This is a genomic window from Propioniciclava sp. (genome assembly GCF_029977985.1).
GTDB lineage: Bacteria > Actinomycetota > Actinomycetes > Propionibacteriales > Propionibacteriaceae > Propioniciclava.
Genome location: NZ_JARKOT010000208.1, coordinates 17,886 through 30,481 on the forward strand (window position 1 = coordinate 17,886; position 12,596 = coordinate 30,481).

Consider the following 12,596-nt stretch of genomic DNA (forward strand, 5'->3'; position numbering starts at 1 on the left):
ATGCAGCCCCTCGACGGCGCGGACCGCACCCGCCTCCTGCGGGAACACCCCCGCCCCACGTTCGCGCGCCCCGGCTGGGTCAGCCTCGACGGGCCGTGGGAGTTCACCTCCGGTTCGCCGGGCGACGCCCCCCTCGCGCTGGCCTACGACGCCACCATCACCGTGCCCTACCCGCCCGAGTCGGCGGCGTCCGGCATCGGCGTCGACCTCTGCGAACACCCCCGCTACCGGCGCACGTTCACCGCCACCGCGGATGCCGGCACACGCGTCCTGCTGCACTTCGAGGGCGTCGACCACGACGCGCGGGTCTGGGTCGACGGCCATCCCGTGGGCGCCCACGCGGGCGGCTACACGCCCTTCACCCTCGACATCACCGACGCACTCACCGGCTCCGGCGGCACCGGCGGCGTCCACACCCTCGTCGTCGCGGCGGAGGACGACGCCCGGGACCTCGAACTCCCCCGCGGCAAGCAGGCCTGGACGACCACCCCCGCCGTCATCTGGTATCGGCGCAGCTCGGGCATCTGGCGGGGTGTCTGGCTCGAGGAAGTGCCCGCCACCAGGCTGGACGCTGCCCGCTGGGTCACCGAGACCCCGCGCGGCGACCTCACCGGCACCGTCTGGCTCGCGGGCCACGACGGCGGCCAGCCACTCACCGTCGAGGCCACGTTCCGCCACGGGGACACCCTGCTCGCGCGGCACGCCATCCAGGCGAGCGGCCCGCAGGTCGAGTTCCGGCTGCGCCTCGGCGACCCGCGCACGGCCACGATCGAAGACCTCCTCTGGTCCCCTGACCGACCGGCGCTCATCGACATCGACCTCCGCCTGCTCCGCGCCGGCACGGTGATCGACGAGGTTGCCAGCTACACGGGCCTGCGGACGGTCCAAGCCGACGCCGGGCACGTCACGATCAACGGCGAGCGCACCTTCTGCCGGCTCGTTCTCGAGCAGGCCTACTGGCCCGACACCCACTTCACGGCCCCCTCCGCGGACGACCTTCGAGCGGAGGCCCGCCTCGTCGCCGACCTCGGCTTCAACGGCCTGCGCATGCACCAGGTCTCCGCCGACCCGCGCTTCCTGCGCGCCTGCGACGAACTGGGCCTCATGGTGTGGGCCGACCTGCCCGCCGCGCAGGCGTTCACGGCGGCGTCCCTGCGGCGCACCGTCGACAACCTGACCGGGCTGATCGAACGCGACCGCAACCACCCGAGCGTGATCGCCTGGGTGCCGTTCAACGAGAGTTGGGGCGTCCCGGATCTCGCCCGCAGCGACGCCCACCGGCACGCCGTCGTCGCCCTGCACGCCCTCGCCCGTGCCCTCGACCCCACCCGGCTCGCCCTCGGGAACGACGGATGGGAGCACGTCGTCGGCGACGTCATCGGCGTCCACGACTACAGCCACGACGCCGGCAAGCTGCGCCGCAAGTACGGCCACGGTGTGCTCGCTGCGACGCTGGCCTGGCGGCGTCCGTTCGGGCGGCGCCAGATCGTGGGCGCCCCCGGCGTCCGCCTGCCCGGCGGCACGCCGTGGGGGCGCGGGCGCCAGCTCGCCCGCATGCTCGCCCTCGAAGGGACGCCCGTGCTGCTCAGCGAGTTCGGCGGTGTCTCCCTCGACAGCGATGCCGAGGCGTGGAAGGGCTACGGGCGGGTCCGGACGCCGTCTGCGCTGCTCGAGCGGGTGGCTGCGCTCGTGGACGCCGTCGGCCCCGGTTCCGCGCTCGCCGGTTTCTGCTGGACCCAGCTCACCGACACCCTGCAAGAACAAAACGGCCTCGCTTGGCCCGATCGGACGCCCAAGGCACCCGTTGCCGACCTCCGGGCGGTCTTCGCAGGGACGCGAGAGGCGGCGTCCTGAGCTATGCGGGACCCGTCGCAGCGCCCGGGTGTGAGGAAGGCCCCCACGCCGGTGCACGTCGGGGCGCTCCGGGGGAAGCGTGACAGCAGCACAGCGAAGGGGCCTGCCCGGAGCGGTGAAACTCCGCCGGCGAGCTTAGCCAGCTGGCAGGAGGGCACCCAAGCCCGAGTTCCGCAGTTGGTGGGCATTCGGGCGGATCGGCGCAGATGTTTGGGCTTGTCAGTGGGGGTGGTGGGTCGGGGAACCCTGGAAATCGGTGGGCACACGATTTGTGGTGTTTCGCTTGACATGGCGGCTGGGAACCCGGTGGGCTGGTGGGCATGTACCTGCGGACCACCCAACGGCGGAACAAGGACGGCTCGGTCGTGCGGTACGTGCAGGTCGCCCACAACCGGAAGGTCGACGGCGTCACCCAGGCCGAGGTGCTGGTCAACCTCGGCCGCGAGGACGCCTTGGACCGCGCCGGCCTGGCCCGCCTGGTCGCCTCGATCAACCGCTACCTGGGCACCACGCCCGACCAGGCCGACGTCGGGATTCCCGGCGAGCAGTTGACGGTGGCGGGGTCGCGTCCGATGGGGACGGTGCACCTGCTCGATGGCCTGTGGCACACCCTGGGCGTCGACGATGCCCTGAAGAGGGCGTTGGGGCCCCGCCGGTTCACCACCGATGTCGAACGCGTCTTGTTCGCGCTGGTCGCGAACCGGGCCATCGACCCGCGCTCGAAGCTGTCCGCGGCGGAGTGGGCGTCCTGTGATGTGACGATCCCCGGCCTGACCGGCATGGATGAGGACCAGGCTTACCGGGCGATGGACGCCCTCATCGACGCCGACGCCCAAGCCCGGGTGCAGGAGGCGGTGTTCTTCGCGGTCGCGCACCTGCTCAACCTCGAAGTCGACGTGCTCTTGTTCGACACCACGTCCACGTACTTCGAACGCGACACCGAAGAGACCGGCGACACCGCGTTCCGCCTGTACGGCCACTCCAAGGACCACCGCACCGACCTACCCCAGGTCGTGATCGGCCTGGCGGTCACCAAGGAAGGCATCCCGGTCCGGTGTTGGTGCTGGCCCGGCAACACCACCGACACCACGGTCCTGCCCCAGGTCAAGGACGACCTCCGGTTGTGGCGGCTGGGCCGTGTGGTCACCGTCGTCGACCGCGGCTTCTCCTCCGAGGCGAACCTCGCCTACCTGAAACGTGCCGGCGGGCACTACATCGCCGGCGAACGGATGCGCGACGGGTCGTCGCTGGTCGAAGCCGCGTTGTCGAGGCAGGGCCGTTACTCCCAGGTCCGTGACAACCTCCGCGTCAAGGAAGTCAAGCTCGACGCCGCACCCGATCGCCGGTGGGTGATCTGCCACAACCCGGCCGAGGCCGAACGCGACAAGACCCAACGCGACCACGCCCTCGAAGCGGTCCAGGCCGAACTCGACCGCATCAAGACCCTCCGCGACAAGGCCACCGCCACAGGCAAGACCGGCATGACCACCCCGAAGACCCCGGCCAAGACGAACGCCGACACCGCCGGCGACGCCAACCCGGCCGACACGACCGAAGCCAAACCCGCCCCCCAACCCGCGCACGTGAAGGCCGAATGCGCGCTCCGCGACCACCCCGCCCTCGGCCGCTGGGTCAAGCAACTCCCCACCGGCCGCCTCACCATCGACCGGGCCAAGGTGACCGCCGAGGAACGCCTCGACGGCAAGTACCTCCTCACCACCAGCGACCCGGACCTGTCCGCCGAAGACGTCGCCCTGGGCTACAAGAACCTCCTCGAAGCCGAACGCGGCTTCCGGGACCTGAAGTCCACCCTCGAACTACGCCCCGTGTACCACCGGCTCGAACCCCGGATCCGCGCCCACGTCCTGCTCTGCTGGCTCGCCCTCCTCCTCATCCGGGTCGCCGAACGCTCCACCGGACAGACCTGGCGACGGATCGCGATCGAACTCGGCCGGATCCACGCCGTCACCCTCACCGGAACCGCCGGCACCGTCGTACACGTCACCCCGCTCAACACCACCCAAGCCGGCATTCTGCAGGCCTGCAAGATCACCCCACCACCCGCCGTGACCACCCTCACCCCAGCCTGACAAGCCCAAACACCATCAACCACAAGCCCGGAAGGCGTGGACACACGACCCCCTCCGGGCCCGGACCACGTTCCCCCTAGCCAAACCCAGAATCCGGCCCCACCGCCTGCCCACCAGCTGCGGAACCCGGGCCAAGGGTTGTCACGTTTTCGTCCGCTCCGACGGATTTGACCGCGTCGGAAGGGCGCGGTTGGCTGGGCGCGTGACCGACGCCGACGCCGCAGTGGCCAACCCGCACTTCCTCGACCCCGACTGGTGGCGCCACGCCGTGGTCTACCAGATCTATCCGCGGTCGTTCGCCGACTCCGACGACAACGGGACGGGCGACATCCGCGGCATGATCGACCGGCTCGACCACCTCGCCGGCCTCGGGGTCGACGCCGTGTGGGTCAGCCCGTGGTACCCCTCACCGCTGCTCGACGGCGGCTACGACGTGGCCGACTACCGCGACGTCTCGCCCGACTTCGGCACCCTCGCCGACGCCGACGCCTTCATCGCGGCGGCGCACGCGCGCGGGCTGCGCGTCCTGCTGGACCTGGTGCCCAACCACTCCAGCTGGGACCACCCGTGGTTCCGGGCCGCGCTGGCGGCCGGGCCGGGCTCCCCCGAGCGGGCACGGTACGTGTTCCGCGACGGCCGGGGCGAGCACGGGGAGGAGCCGCCCAACAACTGGGGGAGCCTGTTCGGCGGTCCGGCATGGACGCGGGTCACCGAGGCCGACGGACGACCCGGCCAGTGGTACCTGCATCTGTTCGACATCAGCCAGCCAGACTTCGACTGGACCAACGAAGACGTGTGCGCCGAGATCGACGCGGTGATGCGGTTCTGGTTCGACCGGGGCATCGACGGGTTCCGGATCGACGTGGCCGACGCGATGGTGAAGGACGCCGCCCTGCCCGACGTGCCGGTCAATCCCGAGACCGGGTTCGGGTCGAACGAGAAGAACCCCGGCATGCCCCAGTGGGACCAGCCGGGGCTGGCCGACGTGCAGCGCCGGTGGCGGGCGGTGGCCGACGCCTATGCGGGCACCGAGCTGGGTGGGCGCGTGTTCGTCGCCGAGGCCTACATCGACCCCATCGAGCGGCTGGTCGCCTACGTCGAACCCGACCGGCTGCACACGACGTTCAACTTCGACGCCCTCATTTCGGAGTGGTCGGCGGCGTCGCAGCGGTGGGTGATCAACCACACCATCCCAGCGCACGAGGCCGTCGGGGCGCCCACGACCTGGGTACTCGGCAACCACGACAACACCCGCGTGGCGACGCGCTACGGCAAGCCGGTGACCGGGCGCGACTTCACCGCCGAGTCGGAGACGGCCGCCGAACCCATCGAGTTGTCCGCCGCGCTGCTCGCGATGCCGACCGACATCGGGTTGGGCCGCCGCCGCGCCCGCGCCGCGGCGCTGCTCGAGCTGGGGTTGCCCGGCGGTGCCTATATCTACCAGGGCGAGGAGCTGGGCCTCGACGAGATCGAGGACCTGCCCGAGGCGGTGCTCCAGGATCCGGTGTGGGAGCGCTCCGGACACCGCATGCGCGGGCGGGACGGCTGCCGCGTGCCGCTGCCGTGGTCGGGTGAGGCCTCGCCCTACGGGTTCTCGGCCACCGCCGAGCCGTGGCTGCCGATGCCGGCGCACTGGGCACCGCTCACCGTCGCGGTCCAGGACGCCGACCCCGCCTCGACGCTCAACCTGTACCGGAGGGCGCTGGCGCTGCGCCGGACGCTCCCCGACCTCCGGGCGGACGCCTTCGCCTGGGACGAACTGGACGGCGGCGACGTGCTCGCCTTCCGCCGGGGCGGCGTCCTGATGGTGGTGAACTTCGGTGCCACACCGGTGGAGTTGCCGCCGGGTGAGGTGTTGGTGGCGTCCGCTCCTCTTGACGACCACCGCCTCCCCCATGACGCGGCGGTGTGGGTGCGCCTGTGAGGCAGCCGATCGGGGGGCTGCACGTTGCCGCTGCCGCGGGGGACTCACGTTCTTGACATAGGGAATCGCGGCACGTGCCACGATTCCCTATGTCAGAAACGTGACCTCCCCCAGCAGAGTACCCCCGCCCAGCCCGTACGCTTCCCCTCGTGAAACGCGTGACGTGGCTGGTCACCCTGCTGATCACCGCCGCGATCGGCTACGGCCTCGGGCTCGCCCATCCGTTCCTGTTCCGACCGCCGCTTGTCGTCGGCCAGGACGCCGCGTTCCCCGGCTCCACCCCGAGCGTGAGCCGCGTGTCGGACGCCGCCGGTCGCGTCCTCGTCGTCACCCCCACGGACGCCGCCCCGCGCGTCGCCTTCGTCCTCTACCCCGGTGCCCTGGTGCGCCCGCAGGCCTACGAATGGCTCGGCCGCGCGCTGGCCGCCGAGGGCGTCGTCACGCTCATCCCCGAGTTCGCCTTCGACCTCCCCGTCACCGACCCGGGGCGCGCGGCGTCCGTCGCCGGCACGCTGGCGCCGGGGCTGCCCCTCGTCGTGGGCGGTCACTCCCTCGGCGGCGCGATGGCCGCCCAGTACGCCGCCGACCACCCGGACGCCGTCGCCGGGCTCGTCCTCCTGGCCGCCTATCCGCCGGACGCCGTCGACCTGTCGGGCGCCGCCTTCCCCGCCGTGTCCCTGCTCGCCGAGCACGACGGCGTCGCCCAGGCAGAGAAGGTGACCGACGGCGTCCGGCGCCTGCCCGCGGGCACCGAACTGGTCGTCGTCGAGGGGGCCGTGCACAGCTTCTTCGGTCGCTGCGGACCGCAGGCCGGAGACGGCGTCCCGACGGTGCCCCGGGCAACGGCCGAGACGCGGATCGTGGCCACCTTGGACGCCTTCTTCGCCGCGCTCGGCTGAGCGGCAAGCGACGGCAACCCGGCCGGCTCGCCGGGGGGAGTCCTCTACCCTTGCCAGAACGGTCGACGCCGACCACGCTCGTCCATCGACCGAAGGAGCCGCCGTGTCCCCCGCCCTCGCCGCGCCCACCTCGCCGCCCAGCGTGCGCGACCACAGCCGTTCCATCATCGGGATCCTGCTGGTGGCGGCGTTCGTCGTGATCCTCAACGAGACGACGATGAACGTGGCGCTGCCGTCGATCATGGCCGACTTCGGCGTCACCGAGCGGCTCGCCCAGTGGCTCACGACCGGGTTCATGCTCACCATGGCCGTCGTGATCCCGGTGACCGGGTGGCTCCTCGACCGGCTGACGACGCGGCAGCTGTTCCACCTGGCCCTGGGCCTCTTCGGTGCCGGGACGCTCATCTGCGGGCTGGCGCCCACCTTCGGCGTCCTGCTCGGCGGACGGGTCGTGCAGGCGTCCGGCACCGCGGTGATGATGCCGCTGCTGATGACGACGATCATGCAACTCGTGCCACCGCACCGGCGCGGGGCCGTGATGGGCAACACGTCACTCGTGATCGCGGTGGCGCCGGCGGTGGGGCCGACGCTCTCGGGGCTGCTGCTCCACCTGGGCTCGTGGCGGTTCGTCTTCGCGACCGTCCTGCCCATCGCGCTGGCCATGCTCGCCCTGGGCGCCTGGCGCCTGCGCAATACCGGCGAGCAGCGCCTCGCGCCGCTCGACCCTTGGTCAGTGGCGCTCACCGTGCTCGGGTTCGGGCCGCTCATCTACGGCATGAGCGCGATCGGCGAGGGGGTCGGCGCCACCCACTGGGAAGCCCCGGCGGCGCTCGCGGGCGGCGTCGTGTTCCTCGTGGTGTTCGTGCTGCGTCAGCTCCGCCTGCAGCGCAGCGACACCGCACTGCTCGACCTGCGCACCTTCACCCATCCCACGTTCACCGTGTCGCTCGTGATGATGGCGCTGGCCATGATGGCGCTGTTCGGGTCGATCATCTTGCTGCCGCTGCTCCTGCAGCGGTCGTTCGGCCTGGATCCGCTGAGCGTCGGGCTCATGATGCTGCCGGGCGGCATCGCCATGGGCCTGCTCGGGCCGGTGTCCGGACGCCTCTACGACCGGTTCGGGCCGCGCGTGTTGGTGATCCCGGCGAGCTTCGCGGTGCTGGGGGTGTTCTCGTTCTTCGCGACCCTGTCGCTCGCCACGCCCTGGTGGGCCGTCATGATCGGTCACATCGTGATGAGCACGTCGTTCTCGTTCATCTTCACGCCGCTGTTCACGGTGGCTCTCGGCTCGCTGCCGAAGCACCTGTATTCGCACGGATCGGCCGTGGTGGGCACGCTGCAGCAGGTGGCCGGCGCCGCCGGGACCGCGATGTTCGTAACGGTCTTCTCGGTCCGGTCGGGTGCCGCACAGGCGGCGGGCGAGGCCGAAGGAGCCGCGCTGCTGACCGGCTCGCACTCCGCCTTCTGGGGCGCGGCGGCCGTCTGGTGCCTCACGATCGTGGCGAGCTTCTTTCTCCGCCGGCCGCCCGAGTTCGAGGGCGACGCACCGCTCGGCCACTAGCTGGGCGCTCAGCCATCGCTGGAGCGCACTGCCGCCTCGAGATGAGCACGCCGACCCACCAATATCTGCCGGATCCCAGCACGGGACCGCACCGGGGGCGCCCTCGCGACGTATCAGCGCCGGTCCCGTGCTGGATTCCGGCGGTTCTTCAGCCCGGCTCGGATCCGAGACCCGAGGCAGGGTGCTGCGCACGCCTCCCCGCCCGCGGCGCACCCTGAACGCATCGGACCGAAGGAGGCGTCGTGTCGAACGCACCGGAACCCAGCACACACGAACCCAGCACACGCGAATCCAGCACGCACGGGCCGCGACCGGTGCGGGCCCCGCGAGGAGCAGAACTCTCCTGCCGTGGCTGGCAGCAGGAGGCCGCGCTCCGGATGCTGATGAACAACCTCGATCCCGAAGTCGCCGAGCACCCGGACGACCTCATCGTCTACGGGGGCTCGGGCCGGGCCGCGCGCAACTGGGCGGCGTTCGACGCGATCGTCGCCGAGCTCCGGCAGCTGGCAGACGACGAGACGCTCCTGATCCAGTCCGGCAAGCCTGTCGGCGTGTTCCGCACCCACACCTGGGCGCCCCGCGTGCTCATCGCGAACTCCAACCTCGTCGGCGACTGGGCCACCTGGGAGCACTTCCGCGAACTCGAACGCAAGGGCCTCATGATGTACGGCCAGATGACCGCCGGCTCGTGGATCTACATCGGCACCCAGGGCATCCTGCAAGGCACGTACGAGACCTTCGGCGCCGTCGCCCGCAAGCGCAACGGCCGCACCCTCGCCGGCACGATTACCCTCACCGCCGGCCTCGGCGGCATGGGCGGGGCGCAGCCCCTCGCCGTCACCATGAACGACGGTGTCGCCCTCGTCATCGAGTGCGACACCTCCCGCATCGAGCGCCGCCTCGAACACCGCTACCTCGATGTCCGTGCCACCGATCTCGATGACGCGATCCGCCTCGCCAACGAGGCCAAGCGGGCCCGCCGTTCGCTCTCCATCGGCCTCCTCGGCAACGCCGCCGACCTCGTGCCGGCCCTGCTCGAGCGGCACCACGCCGGCGACATCACCATCGACGTCGTCACCGACCAGACCTCCGCCCACGACCCCCTGAAGTACCTCCCTCAGGGCGTCGCCTTCGAACAGTGGTCCGCACAGGCGGCGTCCGACCCCGACGGTTTCACCGAGCGGGCGCGCGCCTCCATGGCGGCCCACGTGGCGGCCATGGTCGGCTTCCTGGACGCGGGCGCCGAGGTGTTCGACTACGGCAACTCGATCCGCGACGAGGCGCGCAAGGGCGGCTTCGCCAGGGCCTTCGCCTTCCCGGGATTCGTGCCCGCCTACATCAGGGGCCTGTTCGAGGAGGGCAAGGGACCCTTCCGGTGGGCGGCCCTTTCCGGCGACCCGGCCGACATCGCGAAGACCGACGCCGCCATCCTCGACCTCTTCCCCCACGACGACCACCTGCGCCGCTGGATCACGATGGCGGCCGAGCGCGTCCACTTCCAGGGGTTGCCGGCGCGCATCTGCTGGCTGGGCTACGGCGAACGCCACCGCGCAGGGCTGCGGTTCAACGAGATGGTGGCTGCAGGCGAGATCGGCCCGATCGTGATCGGGCGCGACCACCTCGATGCCGGATCGGTCGCCAGCCCCTACCGCGAGACCGAGGCCATGGCCGATGGCACGGACGCCGTCGCCGACTGGCCCCTGCTGAACGCCCTGCTCAACACCGCCTCGGGCGCGAGCTGGGTGAGCATCCACCACGGTGGCGGGGTGGGGATCGGGCGGTCGATCCACGCCGGCCAGGTGTGCGTCGCCGACGGGACGCCGCTCGCCGCGGAGAAGCTCGAACGCGTGCTCACGAACGACCCGGGCACCGGCGTCATGCGCCACGTCGACGCGGGCTACGCGCATGCCCGGGAGGTCGCCCGCGAGCGCGGCGTCCACATTCCCATGGAGCCCTGATGGCCCTGCTCATCGACCGCATCGGCGAGCTGGTCACGAACGATCCCGCCGTCGGCGAGCGCCCCCTCGGGATCATCAGGAACGCGGCCGTCGTCGTCCGGGACGGCCGGGTCGTCTGGGTCGGGCCGCGCACGCGCGCCCAGCCGTGCGACGAGGTCTGGGACGCCGCCGGGCGCGCCGTCCTGCCCGGGTTCGTCGAGTCGCACAGTCACCTCGTCTTCGCCGGCGACCGGGCCGAGGAGTTCGCGGCCCGCATGGCCGGCCGGCCCTACGAGGCGGGCGGGATCCGGTCCACGATCGCGGCGACGCGGGCGGCGTCCGACCACGAACTGGACGCCCATCTCGCCCGGCTCGCCGCCGAATACCGACGCCAGGGCACGACGACGCTCGAGGTGAAGTCGGGCTACGGGCAGACCGTGCGCGACGAGGAGCGGTCCGTGCGGCTCGCGCACGCCCACACCGCGGAGGCCACGCTGCTCGCCGCCCACGTGCCGCCGCCGGAGTTCGCGGGACGGGTCGACGACTACGTGCACCTCGTCGTCGAGGAGATGATCCCGGCGTGCGCCCCCCACGCGCGCTGGATCGACGCGTTCTGCGAGGTCGGGGCCTTCGACGCCGAACAGACCAGGGCGGTCCTCGACGCCGGCCGGCGGGCCGGGTTGGGCGTTCGCGTCCACGCGAACCAGCTCACCGCCGGGCCAAGCGTCCGGCTGGGGGTGGAACTGGGCGCCGCGTCCGTCGACCACTGCGTGCACCTGAGCCCGGCCGATGTGGACGCCCTGGCCGGCTCGGACACCGTTGCCACCCTGCTGCCCGCCGCCGACTTCAGCACCCGCGGCCCCTACCCCGAGGCGCGGCGCCTGCTGGACGCGGGGGTCACGGTCGCGCTCGGCGCCGACTGCAACCCGGGCACCTCGTACACCACCTCGTTGCCGTTCGTGATCGCCCTGGCCGTGCGCGAGCTGCGCATGACCCCCTCGGAGGCGGTGTGGGCGGCGACGGCGGGCGGCGCCGCCGCGCTGCGTCGCGACGACGTGGGCCGGCTCACCCCGGGTTCCCGCGCCGACCTCGTCGTCCTGGACGCCCCCAGCCACGTTCACCTCGCCTATCGGCCGGGGGTGCCGCTCGTCGCGCAGGTCTTCACCGGGGGTGTCGTCCTCCCGCCTGCGTGACGTCCCTCAGCTGAGGCGCTCCGCCACGAACGCCGCGTTCGCCTCGGCGAGACGGCCGGCCTCGGCCATGAGCGCGTCACACCGGTCCCGGACGCCACGGGCCCAGTCCGCGTCGGTGAGGTCGGCCAGGTTGACCAGCGCGTTCCAGACTCCGCCGCGCACCCCGGCCAACGCCAGCTGGACACCGACCGCCCCATCCGTCACCGACGCCGCGAGCCCTTCCCGAGCCACCCGATCGGCCAGCTTCAGGGCCGCCAGGGAGGCGTCCGCCGTGGCCAGAGGCACGTCGATCACGTGCCGCAGGCCCGCCTGCATCGCCGCCGCGCGCGCCTGCTTCTCGGCGTCGGTGCCCGCGGGCAGGCGCCGGGCAATCAGGTAGTCGGTGAAGGCGCGGGTGTCGGCGTCGACGGCGGCGACGAGGCGGTCCTTCACCGCTTGGGCCTCCACCGCCACCTCGGCCATCGCGGCGTCGCCGGAGAGGCTCGCAACCATCGACGCCAACGCCGCCCCGAGCGCACCGGCCAAGGCGGCCAGCGAGCCGCCGCCCGGTGCCGGCGTGTCGCGCGAGGCCTCATCCACGAAGTCGGCGACGCCCAGCGACGCGAGCGGCCCCGGCGCGGGCGGCAGCCCCAGCACCTTCGTGGCCGGGTCGAAGGGGGCCACGTCGGTCAGGCCCATCGACTGCACCGCCGTCGCCAGCAGGTCGCCGACCGGCACCCCCGGCGTCCGCCCCTGCCGCCGCAAGTAGTACTCGCCGGCCTGCCGCAACGCCTCGAAGGGCACCAGCCCGACGATCTCGCTGCCCGTCACCACGACGCCGCGCTGGGCGGCCAGCTCGCGGGCCGCCTCGAGCACGAGGTGCGGCGGGGTGACTTGGTGGTCGGTGAGGTTGAGGGAGATCTGGGCCCGGTCGTACGCGTCGACCTTCCAGCCGATGGCCTTGCAGTGCGCGAAGCGACCGGGGCGGTAGACCTTGCGGCCCACCAGGTCGCCCGGGGGCACGTCGTTGGCGGCGAGCAGCGCGGCGAGTTCGTACCCGTGCTCGGCCGCCGTGTGCGCGGCGAGGGCGGCGGCGTCCGGGGTGGTGTGGTCGCTCGAGCCGCACCGGAGGCGTCCGGCCTCGTGGAAGAGAATCTCG

At 72.2% G+C, this 12,596-nt stretch carries 8 protein-coding genes; 7 read left to right on the forward strand and 1 reads right to left on the reverse strand.

The features are described from left to right. The 7 genes from Q1K57_RS12210 to hutI all read left to right on the forward strand — a co-directional run bounded on the left by Q1K57_RS12210 (position 1) and on the right by hutI (position 11,458). Positions 1-1,854: a glycoside hydrolase family 2 TIM barrel-domain containing protein gene (locus Q1K57_RS12210; RefSeq protein WP_300083049.1), complete on the forward strand. Its 1,854-nt coding sequence runs from the start codon at positions 1-3 to the stop codon at positions 1,852-1,854. A gap of 320 nt (positions 1,855-2,174) precedes the next feature. Continuing rightward, positions 2,175-3,944, forward strand: a complete 1,770-nt coding sequence (locus tag Q1K57_RS12215) for an IS1634 family transposase (protein WP_300083052.1) — start codon at positions 2,175-2,177, stop codon at positions 3,942-3,944. 202 nt (positions 3,945-4,146) lie between these two features. Beyond that, positions 4,147-5,868, forward strand: coding sequence for a glycoside hydrolase family 13 protein (locus Q1K57_RS12220; protein WP_300083055.1), 1,722 nt, complete (start codon positions 4,147-4,149; stop codon positions 5,866-5,868). A 149-nt stretch (positions 5,869-6,017) separates the two neighbouring features. Next, positions 6,018-6,767: an alpha/beta fold hydrolase gene (locus Q1K57_RS12225; protein WP_300083058.1), complete on the forward strand. Its 750-nt coding sequence runs from the start codon at positions 6,018-6,020 to the stop codon at positions 6,765-6,767. A gap of 103 nt (positions 6,768-6,870) precedes the next feature. Continuing rightward, a complete protein-coding gene (locus Q1K57_RS12230) occupies positions 6,871-8,328 on the forward strand; it encodes an MDR family MFS transporter (protein WP_300083061.1) in 1,458 nt (485 codons plus the stop codon). Between the two features lie 314 nt (positions 8,329-8,642). Continuing rightward, complete coding sequence (gene hutU / locus Q1K57_RS12235; RefSeq protein WP_300083069.1) at positions 8,643-10,286, forward strand: urocanate hydratase; 1,644 nt, start codon at positions 8,643-8,645, stop codon at positions 10,284-10,286. Further along, positions 10,286-11,458, forward strand: coding sequence for an imidazolonepropionase (hutI, locus tag Q1K57_RS12240; RefSeq protein ID WP_300083064.1), 1,173 nt, complete (start codon positions 10,286-10,288; stop codon positions 11,456-11,458). Before hutU ends, hutI begins: the two co-directional genes overlap by 1 nt. Before the next feature lie 6 nt (positions 11,459-11,464). On the opposite strand, the gene Q1K57_RS12245 is transcribed toward hutI, so the two are convergent. Further along, a partial coding sequence (locus Q1K57_RS12245) for a cyclodeaminase/cyclohydrolase family protein (RefSeq protein ID WP_300083067.1) occupies positions 11,465-12,596 on the reverse strand: 1,132 nt, incomplete at its 5' end.

Bases quoted from the DNA above. Each gene is read 5' to 3' on its own strand.
- Q1K57_RS12215 (WP_300083052.1), top strand. From the start codon at position 2,175: ATGTACCTGCGGACCACCCAACGGCGGAACAAGGACGGCTCGGTCGTG.
- hutI (WP_300083064.1), top strand. From the start codon at position 10,286: ATGGCCCTGCTCATCGACCGCATCGGCGAGCTGGTCACGAACGATCCC.
- Q1K57_RS12210 (WP_300083049.1), top strand. From the start codon at position 1: ATGCAGCCCCTCGACGGCGCGGACCGCACCCGCCTCCTGCGGGAACAC.